Here is a 17242-nt window from a genome sequence, read left to right on the forward strand (position 1 = left end):
CTGGATACCGTGCGGACACCCAGGGCCAGCAAGTACAGATGCAGAGCCGATCTACGATACAAGCTCGAAGCTTCAGGAGCGCATGGGCTTCTTGCATCTGCTCCGATGATCAGTCGGAAGACATACCGCTGTTCGGGGGTGGTGTCCAGATACAAGGAGCGCACCTGGGCGCGATGAAGCGTTATCGGTAAAAGCTGGTCGCGCCCGGGTGCGCTCCTGACGAATGCAGGGCTCCGGCATGTTCTCTTGCGCTGATAGCCAGCACATCACGCAGACATCGCCATCGCGATGCTTGCCCCCACCTGGTCAAAACGAGATTCTCCACATGGCGAGCCGATGGATCCACGCAGTGCTCTGCGCGCTGCTGCTGACCGCATGCAGCAATACTCCGGCAACCAGGCCGGCCGCCGCGGCGAACGCCGCGCAAACAAGCGCCGACGCTGCTGCATGCACCGCAAAAGGTGGCCAAATGCGCCCGGTTGGCCGCATGCAGATTCCGCGCTGCATCGTGCCGTATGCCGATGCCGGCAAGACCTGCAGCGACAATGCGGACTGCAGTGGCGACTGCCTGGCCACCAGCATCGTGCCCACCGGCGCCGCGACCACCGGCACCTGCCAGCGCGACAGCGATCGCTTCGGTTGCCGCCAGGAGGTGGTCGGCGGCAAGGGCCAGGTAGCGTTGTGCATCGACTGATGTCCGCGTGAGGCTGCCGATCTGATCCGGCGTTTCGAACACTCGCTAAGCCAGCACCAGCGTCAACTGGTGCGGAGCGACATCGGCATCGCAGATCATGGCGATGTCGATTCGCCGCCCTGTCGCACTGCGTCGATGTCTTCGGCCGTGTGACGCAACCCGCCGGCACCCAGACGCGAAAGGTCGAGCAGGCCGTCGAGTACTTCTTCGGTGCGCGGCGACGCATCCACGCGTTCGTGAAGCTGCGGGGTAACAGGCCAATACGTGCACACACATCGTCGCCATCACGGCGACCGCGCTGGACGCCGATATCGGTATCGCACTCGTCTGCGCGGGCTTATGCTCGGCGTTCTCTACGGATAACAGGATGCACGCATGAGCCAGACGCTGTACGACATTCCCGTGACCCGCATCGAAGGCGAGCCGGCCACCTTGGCCGACTACCGCGGCAAGGTTTTGCTGGTAGTCAACGTCGCCTCCAAGTGCGGCCTGACCCCGCAGTACGAAGGGCTGGAAGCGCTGTATCGCGACAAGCGCGCACAGGGCCTGGAAGTGCTGGCATTTCCGGCCAACGACTTCAACGGCCAGGAGCCGGGTAGCGAAGCGGAGATCGCGCAGTTCTGCCAGCTCACTTACGACGTCACCTTTCCGATGTTTGCCAAGATCGTGGTCACCGGCGACCAGGCGCACCCGCTGTATCAGACACTGACCAGCACGCATCCGCACACCACCGGCGACGGCCCGATGCGCGAGAAACTGGCCGGCTACGGCATCGCACCCAACCCCGCGCCCGGCGTATTGTGGAACTTCGAAAAATTCCTGATCGGCCGCGACGGCAAGATCATCGACCGCTTCGCCCCGGACATCCCCGCCGACGATGCACGCTTGCGTGCCGTGATCGATGCGGCGTTGGCGGCATAGCGGCACAGGTCGAGTTGCCATGCTGCGCAAGGTGCTTCTTCGTGCCAGTGTTCTGATGCTTGCCCTGAGCAGCATTGTTGCCTGCGTCACCGCTCTGGCGCTGTGGTATTACAGCCGGTTGGTCGGTCCCTGTCCGACCGGCACCGTACCCAATAGCGATCCTGTCAACTGCTACTACCGTGTCGAATGGATGCCAGACCGGCCAGCGGCTGCTGTCGTATTTTTCGCTGGCGCGTCGTTTTGCCTATTGGCTTCTTGGGTGTCATTCCAATTCAAAAAGACCGGATAGGCGGGCTGAAACGCTTGAGTTCTTGGTCGATGTCTCCCGGCTGCTTGTCGAGGTAACTCATCGAACGATCAGCGGCACTGTCGTTGATCGATGCCCGGCACTGCAGTATGCGTAGGAGAGGGTGACGGTCAGGACCTGCAATATCGTTCCAGCTTTGGATACGTGTTGTTCCACGACGTTCGTGAAAGGTTTCCGTTGCATCAACTTGCATTGCGCACATCGTCAGCGCGTCGATCACACAAGACCAAGATCAACAAGAAAGCCCGGGATCACTCCCGGGCTTTTTACGTGCATCACTCACCAAAAACCCAACCGGTCAACGCACCCAGTTCGGGATCGGCATCGCATTACCCGGCACGGTGTTGTCCTTGTCCTCGCGCAGGTAGTCCGGCAGCTCGTTGTTCTTTTCGTTGTGGCTGCGCAGATCGCGGGTGATCTGGTAATTGCGGCGCTGCATCCACGCATCGCGGGTCAGCGCGTATTCGTCCGGTGCCTGGTCGCGCAGCGAATCCAGCGACATCAGCTGCGCGCGCGTGTCCACCAGCTGCAAGCCCTGCAGTGCGAAGCGCGCACCGCTGTCGTCCACATGGCGAATCCACGACAGCGGAATATCGCCAGCCAGCCCGAAGGTGTCGCGCACGGTGCGCGGCCCGAACAGCGGCAGCTCGAAGTAGCGCGAGTTGCGCCAGCCCCACGCGCCCAGCGTCTGGCCGAAGTCTTCGCTACGCCGCGGGATGCCGGCCGCCGAAGCGGGGTCGAATAGACCGGCCACACCCAGCGTGGTGTTCATCACGAAGCGGCCCAGCGACTGCGCTGCATAGACCGGGTGGCCCTGCAGCAGCTGGTTGACCATGGTCAGCGGCGTGCCGAGGTTGTCGAAGAAGTTGGTCACACCAAGACGGGCCGGGCTCGGCACCACCTTGGTATAGGCCGTCGCCAACGGACGCGCCACGCCACGGTCCACCGCCATGTTGAAGCGGTGCATGCCGCGGTTGTAGCGCTCCCACGGGTCGTAGGCCGGCGCCGCGCCTGGTTGCGCCGGTGCGCCATTGGCACCTGCTTGCGGGGTCGTCGAGCCATACAACGCGTCGAAATCGCTTTCGGCATCGGTCGGCGCGCCTGCAGCGGCGGTGTCGGTGCCCGCAGTGGCCTGCGGATCGGCAGGAGCAGCCGCGCTGGCCGGCATTGCGTCCGGGGCGGCCATACCGGCGGTGGCCGGTTGCGCGGTTACCCCAGCGTCGTCGCGTACGGGTGCATCGGCAGCAGGCGCGATGGCAGTGCCGTCCGACGGCGGTGCGGATTTGGGTGCCTGGCTGGCGCACGCACCAAGCAGCAGGCAGGCCAACACTGGAAGAGAACGGAACTGGGTCATGGGGTGGCGCTCAGGCCTGAAAATCGAGAGTGGGGGACAACCGGTAGGCAGCGCGCAATTCGTCCAGACCGGACGCCTCGCCCACTACCGCGCCGCTGCCGGTTTGGCGTAACCGGGCAGCTAGTTCGGCCAGCATTGCAACGCCGGCACTGTCCAGACGTTGTACACCCGCCAGGTCCAGCGCGCGCGCGCCATCCAGTTGCGCAATCGCCTGCGGCCAGGCCGCAGTGACTGCCGCACGGTCGAGCACGCCGGTGATGACCAGCGTGTCGCCCGTACGTTGCACGGTATTACTTGCCATTGGCCGGTGCCGCACCGACCTGCAGGTTGCCGCTACGCAGCTCGGCGGCGACCTTGGCGATGCCCTTCTCGCGCAGCGGGCCGTCGAACTGGGTCTTGAAGGTCTGCACGTAGGAGATGCCTTCGATCATCACGTCGAAGATCTTCCACTGGCCACCGACGTTACGCATCATGTAATCGACCGGGGTCGGGTCGTTGCCGGCGCGCAGCAGGTCGGTGGAGACCTTGACGCCGCGGTTGCCCGGCAGCGCACTCTCGGACTTGGCGCGGAAGGTCGGCTTGCCTTCGAAGTTGAGCAACGCGGTGCCGTAACGCTGCATCAGGTTGTCGGCCAGCGCATCGGCAAACAGCTTGACGTCCGCATCGGAGGCGCCGCGGCCGTTCACGCCCAGCACCAGACGGGCCGAATAGTCGCGGTCGAAGGCCTTGTTCAATTCGCCATTGATGAACTGACGCAGCGCCGCCGGGTTGCTGCGGAACTCGGCGCGGCGTTGGTCCAGCGTGCTCAGGATGCGGGTGCTGCTGTCGATGACGGTCTTGGTCGCCGCGCCCTGCGTCGGCGCGCTGGCAGCCGCCGGCTGGGCCAGCACGGTGGCCGGTGCGCACACCAGCAGGGTCGAGGCCAGGACAGCGGAAAGCAAGGTGGTTTTCATTGGTGTGGTTCCGTAGAGGGAGGAGCGGTCTGGGCAGGCGCGGGCGCCTGGCCATTGGCGGCGGCCGGGGCATTGGCACTGCTGCCGCTCCCGCCACCACTGAACATGTATTTGCCGACCAGCTGCAGCAGATCCACTGCCGGCTGGGTAAAGCCGATTTCGTCGCCCGGTTTGAGGGTGTCCGGGTCGCCGCCCGGCTGCAGCCCGATATAACTCTCACCGAGCAAGCCGCTGGTGAAGATGCCGGCCGAGGTATCGGCGGGCAGATCCTTGTATTTGGTGTCCAGCGACAGGGTCACGATCGAATCGAATTTGGTCGGGTCCAGGCTGATGTCGGAGACCTTGCCGATGGTTACGCCGCCGATCTTCACCGGCGCCTGCGCGCGCAGCTGGCCGATCTGGCTGAAGCGGGCGGTCAGCGTGTACTGGCTGGAGCCAAAGCCCCAACGCTGGTTGGTCGACGCCACCGCCAGCACCAGCAGCGAGGCCAGGGTCAGCAGCAAAAAGGCGCCGACGGCGAATTCGAGTCGTGGTCCACGCATGGCCATAATTATTCCACTCACCTAAACAACATTGCAGAAAGGACGAAGTTGAACATCAGCACCAGCAACGAGGCATTCACCACCGCGCGGGTGGTGGCGATCGAGGTGCCTTCGATGGTCGGTTCGGCATGGAAGCCCACATAGGCGGCGACCAGTGCGGCGGTGCCGCCGAAGATCGCCGACTTGAGCATCGCCACGCCGAAGTCGTCCCAGAAGTCCACGCTGTTGCTCAGCCCGGACCAGAACGTGCCATTGTCGATGCCTAGCACGTGCACGGCTTCGAAGTAGCCACCGGTGATCGCCAGCGAGCAGAACACACCGGTCAGCAGTGGCACCGTCAGCACCGCCGCCCAGAAGCGCGGCGCCACCGCCTTGGCGACCGGGTCGATGGCCATCAACTCCAGCGCCTTGATCTGATCGGTGGCACGCATCAAGCCGAGCTCGGCAGCGATCGAACTGCCGGCACGGCCGATGAACAACAACGCAGTCAGCACCGGCGCCAGTTCGCGGTACAACGACAAGCCCAACAGCGTGGACAACGCATCCGACGCGCCGTAGGTGGTGAGCGTGCGGTAACCCTGCAAGGTGAGCACCAGGCCGACGAAGGCGCCGCCCACGGCGATGATCGGCAACGAGCGCGCACCGACCTTGTAGATCTCGCGCACCAGCTCGGCAATGAAATCGCGCGTGGGCAGCGAGCCGCGCAGCACCGTGAGCGAGAACAGTCCGGCTCGGCCAAAGGCGCGAACGAAATCGGCGAAGGCCATCAGGCAGCACTCCGGTCGCGGCGCGGGGCGGCATCGAAGGCGATTGGGCCATCCGGCTGGCCATGCAGGAATTGCTGCACCAGCGGGTCAGTGCTGTCTTGCAGCTGCGTGGGCGTGCCGGCGAACACGATGCCGCCATTGGCAATCACCACCGCCTGGTCGCAGATCGGCAGCGTCTCGTGCACATGGTGGCTGACGATGATGCTGGTCAGGCCCAGGCTGTCGTTGAGGCGCTGGATCAGGCTCATGATCACGCCCGAGGCGATCGGGTCCAGCCCGGTCAGCGGCTCGTCGTAGATCATCAGCGGCGGGTCCAGTGCCAGCGCACGCGCCAGTGCAACACGCCGCGCCATGCCGCCGGACAACTCGCGCGGCCACGCATCGGCTGCGGCCAGCAGGCCCACTGCATGCAGCTTCATCTGGACCAGGCGCTGCAGCACAGGTGCCGGCAACCGCGTGTGGGTGCGCAACGGCAGCGCGACGTTGTCGGCCACGCTGAGGTCGGTGAGCAGGCCATTGCCTTGCAGCAGCACACCGACGTTGCGGCGCATCTCCAGCAGCGCGCGGCTGCCGCTGGGAATTGCATTGCCGAACAGGGTGACCGTGCCGGCCACCTGGCGCAGTTCGCCGGTCAGCGCCGCAAGCATCGTGGACTTGCCACTCCCGGATGGACCGAGCACGGCCGTAATGCTGCCGTGTGGCACATCCAGCGAGACATCGCGCAGGATCGTGCGCCCGCCGCGATCGATGCGGACACCGGACAACTGCACGACAGGGGAAGCGGAAGCCGTCATCGGTGCCTTTAACAAAATTCCAACGCGATAGAGTAGCCCGTGCACCGCTGAATATAACCAGACTGGCGCGTGCAGTATTGTCGCATTGCGAAGCCTTGAACACCGTGCGTCGCAGTACGTTTCTGCGCAACACAGCATGCCGTGCCACACGCTGTTCTCGCCGGTTACGACTGCCCTGCGGCATCATGTGTTGATGACGCCAGCGCCCGATTTCCGTCTCTATCCATCCAACGCGCTGGATACCTTGGCTGCCTTGCTCGCGCAGGAGTTGCGCCGGCCGGTGCCTGGGCAACCGTTGCTGCAGCCGGAGGTGGTGCTGATTCCGCAGGTGGCGATGCGGCGCTGGCTGCAGTCCACGCTGGCGGCCGAGCACGGTGTTGCGGCCAATCTGGAATTTCTCACACCCGGCGAATTTGTCGCGCGTGCGCTGGAGCGCAACCTCGGCGCGGCCGACGACGACCTGGACATGGCCACCACGCAGTGGCGCTTGTACGCCGCGCTGCAGACCGACCTGGGCAGCGATGCGGCCCTGGCGCCGCTGGCCGGATACCTGGCCGATGGCGATGCGCTCAAGCCGTGGGCGCTGGCCGGCGAGTTGGGCAGCGTGTTCGAAAAATACCAGGCATGGCGACGCGACTGGCTGCTGCGCTGGGAAGGCGGCGCTGATCCGGATGACCCGCAAGCCCGGCTGTGGCGCGGTATCGCCAGCGGCCGGCAATACCGCGCGCGCCGCATCGGCCAGTATCTGGATCGCTACGCGCGTGCCGATGGTCCGGTGCCGCAAGGTCTGCCGCAGCGCTTGTTCGCCTTTGCCATCTTGAATATTTCGCCGGATGTCTTGCGCGTGCTGGCCACGCAGGCGCGTGTGGGCACGCTGCATTTCTATCTGCCCACGCCCACGCAAGGTTACTGGGGCGATCTGCAGACCTTGTGGCAACGCCGGCGCGAAGACGGCGCCGTGCAGCTGTTCGCCGAGCAAGTACAGGAAAACCCCTTGCTGCAGGCCTGGGGCGCGGCCGGGCGCGATTTCATGGCGTTAGTGGGCGATTACGAAGTGGTGCACCCGCTAGCCGAAATTGCGGCGTATGCCGACCCGATCGACTCCGGCCGTCGCACGCTGGCAGATGGCGGGTTGGGCGACAGCTTATTGCGACGCATGCAGAGCGATCTGTTCCATCGTCGCGCACCGCTGGTGCCTGCGTTGTTGCCTGCGGTGAATCTGCACGACCCCAGCCTGCAGGTGCACGCCTGCCACACCCGGCTGCGCGAGTTGCAGGTGTTGCACGACCAGCTGCGCGCGCTGCTCGACGACACGCGCTTCGATCCGCCACTGCAGCCGCGCGAGATTGCGGTGCTATCGCCCAACATCGACCCGTACGTGCCATATCTGGACGCGGTGTTCGGCAGCCATGGCAACGACGACGCGCTGCCCTATGCATTGGCCGATGCCAGCCCATTGGCGAGCGAGCCACTGGCCGAAGTGTTTTTGACCTTGCTCGGTTTGCCGATTGCGCGTTTTGGCCTGCATGAAATTCTCGACCTGCTGGCCAGCGCGCCGATCGCCGAAGCCGCCGGGCTGGATGAAGCCGGGCTGGAACGCCTGCGCAGCTGGCTGCACGCCGCCGGTGCGCGCTGGGGCCTGGATGCCGCACATCGGCGCCAGCACCAGGCACCGGGCGACGATGCCTACACCTGGCGCTTCGCGCTGGACCGCCTGTTGCTTGGCCATGCCAGCGGCGCCGACGTCGATATCGATGGCGTGGCGCCGTGGCCGCAGCTGGAAGGCAGCGCGCTGGCCGCGCTCGATACCTTGTTGCGGCTGCTGCGCGTGCTCGAACGCCATCAAGCGCTGCTGGCCGAAGCGATGACGGCGGTGGAGTGGCGCGAGCGTTTGCTGGGCCTGCTGGAAGCATTGATTCCGACCACGCCCACCGCGCCGCGCGCACAGCGCGCGCTGGATCGCTTGCGCACCTTGATCGACCAATTCGCCCGCGATGCAGTGCGCGCCGAGTACGCCGGCAAGGTGCCGGCCGAGGTAGTGCGTGCGCATTTCGCTGCGGTGCTGGGCGAGTCGGACACGCGCGCGCCGCTGCTCACCGGCGGCATCAGTTTCGGCCGCATGGTGCCGATGCGCTTGCTGCCGTTCCGCGTGATCTGCCTGCTTGGCATGAACGATGGCGACTTCCCGCGCCGCGACCCTGCCGCCGGGCTCAATCGCCTGACCGCAGAGCTGGGCACCGACCGTCGCCGGCATGGCGACCGTTCCACGCGTGAGGACGACCGCTTTCTGTTTCTGCAGTTGTTCGCTTCTGCACAGGAAGTGTTCTATCTCAGCTATCTCGGCGCCGATGCGCGCGATGGCAGCGTGCGCGAGCCGTCGGTGCTGGTCAGCGAATTGCTGGCAAGCGCCGCGCAGTATCACGTTGCCAATAACGCGCTCGACACGCTGGTGGTGCGGCATCCGTTGCAGCCGTTCGCCGCTGCTGCGTTCGGTGCGCTGGGCGATAAGAGCGGCGACGGCGCCGACCCGCGCCGTTTCAGTTATCGCCGGCAATGGCGCCCGGCGGTGGACAGCTTGGTTGGTCAGCGGCAGCCGCTTGCGCCTTGGGTGGCCGGTGCATTGCCGGCCGACGACGTTGCGGTGCCGGCCAGCGTGTCCATCGGAGAACTGCGCCGGCTATTTGCTGATCCGGCCGGGCAGTTCCTGCGCCATCGCCTGGGCATGCGCTTGCCCGACCCGGCCGGCGAAGACAGCGATCTGGAACCGTTGCTTGCACCCACCCGCGGGCTGGATCAATACGGTTTGCAGCAGCAGGTCTTCGAGGCCGCATTGGCCGGCGACACCGAGCGCCTGTACGAGCGTCTGCGCGCGCGCGCGCTGCTGCCATCCGGCCCGTTGGGGCGGCGCCAGCTCGACGAACGCGTGGCGCAATTGCGCCCGTATGCCGACGCATTCCGGCAGTGGCGCGGCGAGTCGCCGGCCGAGTCACGCCGGCTGCAGGTGCAGATCGGCGATATCGAGCTGCACGGCCGTGTGCCGGGCTGGTATGCCAGCGGCGTGGGGCGCGTGCAGGTCGGCGCGCTCAGCGGCCGCAGCGCCATTCGTCATGGTTTGGAATGGCTGCTGTTGCGCGCCGCCGGCGAGCACGCGCCGTACGTGCGTTTCTTTGAACACGACGATGGCCTGGGCCCGCATCCCATCGATGCGCAGCCGCTGTCGCAGCCGCAGGCGCAGACCGCGTTGGCCGAGCTGCTGCAGCTGTATCGCCATGGCTTGCAGGCGCCGCTGGCGTTCGCGCCCTACAGCAGTTGGAAATACCACCAGGCTGCGCGCGGCGACGACTTGGACAAGGCCATCAAGGACGCGGCCGGGCAGTGGCATTCCAGCTTCGGCTGGAGCGAATCGCACAGCCCGGAACTGCGCCTGGTCAACCGCGGCCGCGACCCGTTTGCCGATGCGCAACGCTTCGCCGATTTCGCCACCACCAGCCATCGCGTCTACGCACTGCTCGAACAGGGCACCACCGGCGCACGGCTGGATGCCGAGCGCTTGATCGACAGCTGGCGGCATTGGCACGGCGCGCAGGAAGAGGCCGAATGAGCATCAGCCCCGTCACCGACCCCTACCTGCAGTTGCCGCTGCACGGCGTGCGCCTGATCGAAGCCAGCGCCGGCACCGGCAAGACCTTTACGCTAGCCACGTTGTTCACCCGGCTGGTGGTCGAACGCGGCTTGCGCATCGGCCAGATTCTCGCAGTGACGTTTACCGAAGCGGCCACGCAGGAACTGCGCCGCCGTATCCGCGAACGCCTGGTGCTCGCCGCAAGCCTGGTGCCGGATGCACCTGTAGGAGCGGCCTTGGCCGCGACCGAGTGGTCCGCAACCCAGCCGCCCGACGCCCCATCAGCTTCTGTAGGAGCGGCCCCGGCCGCGGCTGAACTCGCCGACGACCCGTCGCGGCCAAGGCCGCTCCTACACGAAGCGCCCGACGCACTGCTTACGCGCGCCATCCTCGCCACGCATCTGGCCGGCGGCAACGAAACGCCCGCCGCCTTGCGCCGCCGCCTGCAGCAGGCGGTGGAAGAAATCGACCTGGCCGCGGTGTTCACCATCCATGGTTTCTGCGCGCGCGTGCTGCGCGAACACGCGTTGGAAAGCGGCCAGGCCTTTGCCGCGCCGGAACTGCTGGCCAACGACCGCGAATTGCTCGGCGAAGTGGCGGCCGATCTGTGGCGGCAACGCGCCGCCGATGCTGCAATGGCCGAAGACCTCATCGCGCTGTGGTCGGGCGGCCCCGAGGCATTGGCCAGCGATCTGCGCGCGCTGGTGCGGCATCCGCAGTTGCTACCAAGGCCTTCAACGCCAGCACCCGACCCAACACCAATCCGCCAAGCTACCGCGCAAGCCTTGGTCGCTACCCTGCGCGCGCACGGCGACACGGCTTACGACGCCATCGCCTCCGCATTCGACAACAAGGTTTTCGATGGTCGCCGTGCGCGCCGTGCAAGTTTTGACAAGGCTTTTGAAGAGTTGTGGAACGGTAGTGCCGATGCTCACTGGATACTGGACGAGAAGGCACATCTAGACAAATTGCTGCCTACACGCATGCGCGAATTTTGCAGGGATGGGGCGCACGATCGCGTACCGTGCTCACCCTTGTTCGATGCGTTACAAGCGTGGCGACAAGCTGACATACACGTACAACAATGGCAGCAAAACCGCCGTATCGCATTGCTGCACGCGCTACGCGACGACGCCATCGCACGGCTCGCGCTGCTCAAACGGCAACGCCGCGTGCAGACCTACGACGACCTGGTCGATGGTGTCGCGCACGCATTGCAAGGCGCGCAGGCTGACGCGTTGGTTGCACGCCTGCGCATGCAATACGCCATCGCGCTGGTGGACGAATTCCAGGATACCGACGACCGCCAGTGGTCGATTTTTTCCAACGTGTTTGGCGAAGGTCCGCTGGCACACGCCGCAGGACTGGAGCCGGCGCTGTTTCTGATCGGCGACCCCAAGCAGGCCATCTACGGCTTCCGTGGCGGCGATGTGCGCACCTATCTGGCCGCCGCAGTCACCGCCGAACTGGCGCCACCGTTGAGCCACAACTTCCGCTCGCGCCCTGGCGTGCTGGCCGCCATTGACGCGCTGTATGCGCAGGCCGGCTACAGCGATGCCTTCCTCACCGACGGCATCGCCTTTCACCCAGTGCAGGCCGGCACCAAACGCGTTGATGAAGACCTGCAACGCGATGGCGTCACTGCTCCGGCGTTGACGCTGTGGCGCGCACCGGAACCGCCGCCGCCACCTGCCGCGGCAGCGGCAAAGACCAAGCAAGCAGGCAAGCCCAAACCCTGGAGCGCCGGCCGCGCGCGCGAGCTGGCCACCGCCGCCTGCGTTGCGGCGATCCGCGGTTGGCTGGCCGGTGGCCGCGACGGCACTGCCACCATCAACGCGCGCCCGGTGCAGGCCGGCGATATCGCCGTGCTGGTGCGCAGCCACAGCGAGGCCACGCGCATCCAGCAGGCACTCGGCGCGGTGGGCATTCCGGCCGTCGCAGCCGGCAAGCAAAGCCTGTTCGCCACCGACGAAGCGCTGGAATTGCTCGCCTTGCTGCAAGCCTTGCTCGACCCGGGCGACGACAGCCGCCTGCGCGCCGCCTTGGCCACGGTGTTGATCGGCGAAGACGCCATCGCCATCGCCGCACTTGAACGCGACGGCGAGCATCACCGCCGCTGGCAGCAAAAGGCGTTGGACTGGCGCGAACGCTGGCAGCGCGGCGGCCCGCTCGCCTTGATCGGCGATCTGGGCGCCACGCACGGGCAACGTCTGCTTGCCTTGATCGATGGCGAACGCCGCCTCACCAACTATTTGCAACTGGCCGAACAGCTGCAGGAAGCCGACGCCCGCGCGCTCGGCCCGCATGGTTTGGTCGACTGGCTGTCGCGGCGTATTGCCAATGCCGACAAAGAAGACGAAGCCCAGCAACTACGACTTGAATCGGACGCGCGTCGCGTGCAGATCGTCACCCTGCACAAGAGCAAGGGCCTGGAATATCCGCTGGTATTTCTGCCGTATATCGGCATTGGCCGCGGCGACAAGGGTGCCGGCCGCCATTGCGTGGTGCATGCGCCGGAGATCGGCCGTCAGCTGCATTGGAAGACAGAACGGGACGACCCGAGCTGGAGCGCCGCCGAAGCCGCCTGGAAGCAGGAACAACGTGCCGAAGACGCACGCCTGCTCTACGTTGGCCTCACCCGCGCCGAGCACGCGTTGTGGATCGCCAGCGGCCCGTTCCATCAGCACGAACGCACCGCACTGGCCGGCATGCTGAGTGCGCTCGATGCACTGCAGGGCGCCGCGGGCGAGGGCGCTGTGGTGATCGACACGTCCACGCCGCCCGCCAACCTGCCGCGGCTGCCACCACCCATCGAAGTCCAGGTGCCGCCCGCGCGCAATCCGCAGCGACATATCGCCCCCGAGTGGTGGGTCTATAGCTTCACCCAGCTGGCCAATGCCGACGCCGGTGCGGCCACCGACCCGATGGCCAGCGCCACCGTCGTCGGCAGCGGCGGCAGCGACGAACCGTCCGGCAGCGAGGCGGTCGCCGTGGCCGTGGCCACCGAAGCCGAGCCGTTCGATCCGCGCTTCGCCGGCAACCGCTTCGGGGTGGTGATGCACGACGTGTTCGAGCGTTGCGACTTCGCCGCCTGGCATGCCTGGCGGCCGGGCCAAGCCGCACCCGACGGCCAGGCCGCACCCATCCTCGAGGCCCTGCAACGTGGCGGCTACGCCCAGGACGAACTCGACGACGGCCTGCGCATGCTCACCGCACTGATCGGCCACACCCTCACCGTGGCATTGCCCGAAGGCATCCGCCTGGCCGATGTGCCGGAACCGCAGCGCCGCAACGAAATGGAATTCCACTTCGCCATGCGGCCCACCCGCGTCGATGCGTTGCTCGCCTTGCTGCATCGCTTCGGCCTGGTCGGCGACCGCCAGGCCTTCGGCGCGCGCCAGCGGCTGGAGGGGCTGATGACCGGCCTGATCGACCTCACCTACACCGTCGGCGGCCGTTGGTACGTGCTCGACTACAAATCCAACCGCCTGCCCAGCTACGACGCCGACGCCCTGGCCCGCGCCATGGCGCACAGCGAGTACGAGCTGCAGGCGCTGATCTACACCGTGGCCCTGCACCGCTGGCTGCGCTTCCGCCTGGGCGCGGCCTACGACTACGCCCGCGACTTCGGCGGCGTGCGTTATCTGTTCTGTCGCGGCGTGGATGCGGGGCGTAGTACGGTGGTGGCTGCCGCGTCTGAATTCGTTGTCGAAACCGTTGGCACGTCCATGGCGGACCAGCGCACGCCCGAACCCGCCCGCGACGCCACGCTGGACAGACCCGACGCAGCTCGGAACCCTGGCGCCACGACAGCTGGCGCCCCATCAGCGCCCTTGGGCGATCCGGCACCCGGCATCCACGCCTGGCGCTTCGAACCCGCGCTGGTGCAAGCACTGGACGCCTTGTTCGCTGGCAAGCCTTCCGATGCGCTGTCCAACCAAGTGCTAGATCAACTTTCCGCCAACGGAGTCGAGCCCCTCTCCCCCCGGGAGAGGGATTGGGGTGAGGGTACGTCCGCACCAGGAACGCCCACCCCATGAACCACTGCACCACGCCACTCGCATGGCTGACCAGCACCCCATCCAAGCCTCTCAGGGATCACGCCGACAAGGCACCGCCTGCCTGCCACTGGCGCCAACGCGACGGAGCGCTCGCACCGCAAGCCAGGCCAAGTGCGCGGAGCACGACGTGGCGTGAGCGCGCGTTCGCCAAGGGAACGCCCACCCCATGAACCACCCAAACCTCCTCGCCGCCCTCAACCAGAGCGGCGCCCTGCGCACGTTGGATCTGGCCTTCGCACACAGCCTGCAACGCCTGGCCCCGGACACCGATCCACAGGTGCTGGCCGCCGCCGCACTCGCCTCCTTGGCGGTCACCAGCGGCCACGCAGGACTCGACCCCGCCCGCGCGGCCATGTTGCTGGACGCGCGCGATGGCCCATCGCCCACCTTCCCGGACCCCGCCGACTGGCAACGCACCCTGGCCGCTTCGCGCTGGGTCGACCAACCGCAGCCCGAAGCCCCGGCCGCTGCCGATTGCCCGCTCGTCCTCGAACGTGGCCTGCTCTACCTGCGCCGCTACCGCGAGTACGAATGCCGCCTGGCCCTGGGCCTGCAGCGCATCGCCGCGCAAACACCGCCAGCCTTCGACGCCGCCACCCTGGCGCCGCTATTCGCGCAACTATTCCCCAACGCGACCCCCACCCCTCGCGTCGTGGACCGAACCCCTCTCCCCCCGGGAGAGGGTGCCCGGCGCAGGGCGGGTGAGGGTACGGGCCTGCCCGAGCCATCCCTCCAGCAAGAGGGCACACATCCACCCGAACCATCCAGCCAAGGGTCGAACCAAGCCCCACCCCACACCCAAGACCGCCAAGCCCAGGCCGCAGCCCTCGCGCTGCGCCGCGCATTACTGCTGGTCACCGGCGGCCCCGGCACCGGCAAGACCACCACCATCGCCCGCCTGCTGTTGCTGCGCATCGCCCAGGCACATGCATCCAACACGCCGGCTCCACGCATCGCCCTGGCCGCGCCCACCGGACGCGCCGCCGAGCGCATGGCCGAAAGCCTGCGCGCCGCCGTCGCGCGCGCCATCGCCGTCGGTATCGACACCACCCTGGCCGACGCACTGCCCATCGGCGCCAGCACCCTGCACCGTTTGCTCGGCGTCATTCCGGACTCTCCGCACTTCCGCCATAACGCCGACAACCCGCTGCCGTTCGACCTGATCGTCGTCGACGAAGCCTCCATGGTCGACCTGCCGCTGATGTGCAAACTGGTCGAAGCCGTCGCCGATGGCACCCAGCTGATCCTGCTCGGCGATGCCGACCAACTGCCTTCGGTGGAAGCCGGCGACGTGCTCGCCGCCATCCTGCAGGCCGCCGGCCCCGGCGACGCGTTGCAGCCCGACGACGCCCAGGCGCTGCAGCCGCTGTTCGGCAGCGCACCCGGTGGCACTCCATCCGCGGTTATCTCCACCACCCACACCGGCGGCCTGGCTGGTCACCGCGTGCACCTGCTGCGCGGCTATCGCCAGGCGGACGACTTTGCGCTTGCTCCATTGGCCGACGCCATCCGCGCCGGCGATGCCGACACCGTCCTGGCCTTGCTGCGCAGCGGCCAACTGGCCGGCGTGCACTTTCACGAAGACGGCGAAGACCCGTTGGCCCTCGGCCGCGACGCGCTGCTCGCCCACTGGCGCGCGCTGGCCGCTGCCCAAGACCCGGCCGTCGCGCTGCGCGATGCAAGCCGCCTGCGCCTGCTCACCGCGGTTCGCGCCGGCCCGCAAGGCGCACGCGGCCTCAACGCCCGCATCGAACAACTGCTGGCCGAAACAGGCTCCGGCGCCCGTCGCCTCGGCGGCGCCTCGCCCTGGTTCCAGGGCCGCCTGCTGCTGATCACCGAAAACAGCTACCGCCACGGCCTGTTCAACGGCGACGTCGGCATCTGTTTGCGCAGCGACCCGGGCGCCTCGGCAGCGCCCGGCGAACGTGCGCACACCCACGGCCGCAGCGGCGCGACTGCTGGTGCAGCACGCAGCGAAGCCGATCCCCACGCTGGCCAAGCCGGGCAGGGCGCCTTGGTCGCCTGGTTCGAAGGCGACGGCGACGGCCAGGTGCGCGGCTTCCACCCCGCCGCACTGCCCGCGCACGAAAGCGCCTTCGCCATGACCGTGCACAAGGCGCAAGGCAGCGAATTCGACGACGTCTGGCTGCAACTGCCCACCCGCGACGCCCGCGTCCTCAGCCGCGAACTGCTCTACACCGGCATTACCCGCGCCCGCCGCGCCCTGCATTTGGCCGGCAACGAAGCAGTCATCCGCAGCGCACTGGCACGCCATGCCGCGCGTATCTCGGGCTTGGCGTGGCGGTTGGGTGGTAGCAGTGATACACCCCAAGCAAGTGCAATATCGACCAAAGCGCCGCTACCCGAGCCGCCAGCCGGCGTGCCGGTGCAGGGCGCATTGTTCTGACCGACGCCTGCCCACATCGGTGCTCGGCGGCGCAGTACAAAAACAGATCAAAGATCTATAACGGGTTGCGTTATCTAACGCGTCCCGTTATGGCTTGTCCCATGATCAGGAGCGTTATCGACAAAGAAGCCGAAAAGAACTGGCTGGGTGAGCGTTCCCGGCGATTGCCGGCAGACATCCAGACGGTCGCGCGTCGCAAGTTGCGCATGCTCAACGCCGCCGCACCTGGATGATTTACGCATTCCGCCTGCCAACCGGCCAGAAGCATTGAAGGGCGAGCGGCGCGGCCAGTACAGCATCCGGATCAACGACCAATGGCGCATCTGCTTCCGATGGATGGAGGGCGATGTGGCTGAGGTCGAAATCGTCGATTACCCCTGAGCACAAGGCATCTGTCGATGGCCGTCCTACCCAACATCCACCCTGGCGAAATTCTGTTTGAGGAGTTTCTCGAGCCTCTCGGTATCAGCCAGAACGCGCTGGCGCGGGCTACCGGCGTACCACCGCGCCGCATCAACGAAATCGTGCTGGGCAAGCGCGGCATCACCGCCGACACCGCCGTGCGCTTGGCCGCCGCGTTAGGAACGACTGAGCGCTTCTGGTTGGGCCTGCAGGCCGACTACGAACTGGAAGAGGCGCATCGCGCGCTGGGCGATTTGCCGGCGCGGATCAAGCGGCTGGCGGCATGATCCGGACGGCTTCCAGCACATGTTGCCGACCAAGCAATCAGAGCAGCGATCCGGTCTGATCTGAACGTTGCGCGATGTCGCTGCATCGCTTGCTCCGGTATCTAGCAACTGCTTACACGGACGCACTCACA

The 17242-nt window shown here is 66.7% G+C and carries 14 protein-coding genes and 1 pseudogene; 8 read left to right on the top strand and 7 right to left on the bottom strand.

Annotation, left to right across the window (positions count from 1 at the left end; translation table 11 throughout):
- Window positions 1–325 precede the first annotated feature (325 nt).
- Window positions 326–694 carry a hypothetical protein gene (locus NX05_RS07020; RefSeq protein WP_039432090.1) on the top strand — a complete coding sequence of 123 codons (369 nt, stop codon included), beginning with the start codon at window positions 326–328 and terminating at the stop codon, window positions 692–694.
- Between the two features lie 95 nt (window positions 695–789).
- On the opposite strand, the gene NX05_RS25160 is transcribed toward NX05_RS07020, so the two are convergent.
- A complete protein-coding gene (locus tag NX05_RS25160) occupies window positions 790–924 on the bottom strand; it encodes a hypothetical protein (RefSeq protein WP_261380743.1) in 135 nt (44 codons plus the stop codon).
- Between the two features lie 145 nt (window positions 925–1069).
- Here NX05_RS25160 and NX05_RS07025 point away from each other — a divergent pair, with 145 nt between their 5' ends.
- The gene (locus NX05_RS07025) at window positions 1070–1615 is read left to right on the top strand and encodes a glutathione peroxidase (RefSeq protein ID WP_039432089.1); all 546 of its coding nucleotides are present in this window, start codon (window positions 1070–1072) and stop codon (window positions 1613–1615) included.
- 19 nt (window positions 1616–1634) lie between these two features.
- Complete coding sequence (locus NX05_RS07030; protein WP_039432087.1) at window positions 1635–1904, top strand: hypothetical protein; 270 nt, start codon at window positions 1635–1637, stop codon at window positions 1902–1904.
- A 316-nt stretch (window positions 1905–2220) separates the two neighbouring features.
- Here the strand turns inward: NX05_RS07030 and NX05_RS07035 are convergent, their stop codons facing one another.
- Genes NX05_RS07035 through NX05_RS07060 form a run of 6 tightly spaced genes read right to left on the bottom strand, consistent with a single transcriptional unit; the run spans window position 2221 to window position 6332 of the window.
- On the bottom strand, window positions 2221–3276 hold the full coding sequence (locus tag NX05_RS07035; RefSeq protein WP_039432085.1) for an MlaA family lipoprotein: 1056 nt from the start codon (window positions 3274–3276) through the stop codon (window positions 2221–2223).
- A gap of 10 nt (window positions 3277–3286) precedes the next feature.
- Window positions 3287–3577, bottom strand: a complete 291-nt coding sequence (locus tag NX05_RS07040) for an STAS domain-containing protein (protein ID WP_039432083.1) — start codon at window positions 3575–3577, stop codon at window positions 3287–3289.
- Entirely contained in the window at window positions 3567–4229 is a 663-nt protein-coding gene (locus tag NX05_RS07045; protein ID WP_010364909.1) for an MlaC/ttg2D family ABC transporter substrate-binding protein, read from the bottom strand. The genes NX05_RS07040 and NX05_RS07045 overlap by 11 nt, the downstream gene beginning before the upstream one ends.
- On the bottom strand, window positions 4226–4777 hold the full coding sequence (gene mlaD, locus NX05_RS07050) for an outer membrane lipid asymmetry maintenance protein MlaD (protein ID WP_010364912.1): 552 nt from the start codon (window positions 4775–4777) through the stop codon (window positions 4226–4228). The genes NX05_RS07045 and mlaD overlap by 4 nt, the downstream gene beginning before the upstream one ends.
- Before the next feature lie 11 nt (window positions 4778–4788).
- Window positions 4789–5538: an MlaE family lipid ABC transporter permease subunit gene (locus NX05_RS07055; protein ID WP_039432081.1), complete on the bottom strand. Its 750-nt coding sequence runs from the start codon at window positions 5536–5538 to the stop codon at window positions 4789–4791.
- Window positions 5538–6332: an ABC transporter ATP-binding protein gene (locus tag NX05_RS07060; RefSeq protein WP_039432079.1), complete on the bottom strand. Its 795-nt coding sequence runs from the start codon at window positions 6330–6332 to the stop codon at window positions 5538–5540. Before NX05_RS07060 ends, NX05_RS07055 begins: the two co-directional genes overlap by 1 nt.
- A gap of 187 nt (window positions 6333–6519) precedes the next feature.
- Between NX05_RS07060 and recC the strand changes: the two genes are divergently transcribed.
- The 5 genes and pseudogenes from recC to NX05_RS07080 all read left to right on the top strand — a co-directional run bounded on the left by recC (window position 6520) and on the right by NX05_RS07080 (window position 17111).
- A complete protein-coding gene (gene recC / locus NX05_RS07065) occupies window positions 6520–9933 on the top strand; it encodes an exodeoxyribonuclease V subunit gamma (protein ID WP_104607758.1) in 3414 nt (1137 codons plus the stop codon).
- A complete protein-coding gene (locus NX05_RS07070; protein WP_039432078.1) occupies window positions 9930–13994 on the top strand; it encodes a UvrD-helicase domain-containing protein in 4065 nt (1354 codons plus the stop codon). The genes recC and NX05_RS07070 overlap by 4 nt, the downstream gene beginning before the upstream one ends.
- Window positions 13995–14181: 187 nt before the next feature.
- Complete coding sequence (recD, locus tag NX05_RS07075) at window positions 14182–16422, top strand: exodeoxyribonuclease V subunit alpha (RefSeq protein ID WP_039432076.1); 2241 nt, start codon at window positions 14182–14184, stop codon at window positions 16420–16422.
- Between the two features lie 101 nt (window positions 16423–16523).
- Window positions 16524–16803: pseudogene (locus NX05_RS22010) on the top strand (type II toxin-antitoxin system RelE/ParE family toxin).
- 17 nt (window positions 16804–16820) lie between these two features.
- Complete coding sequence (locus NX05_RS07080) at window positions 16821–17111, top strand: HigA family addiction module antitoxin (protein WP_010364340.1); 291 nt, start codon at window positions 16821–16823, stop codon at window positions 17109–17111.
- Window positions 17112–17242: the final 131 nt, after the last annotated feature.

Origin of the sequence: Xanthomonas vasicola (assembly GCF_000772705.2) — a bacterium.
GTDB classification, from domain to species: Bacteria; Pseudomonadota; Gammaproteobacteria; order Xanthomonadales; family Xanthomonadaceae; genus Xanthomonas; species Xanthomonas vasicola.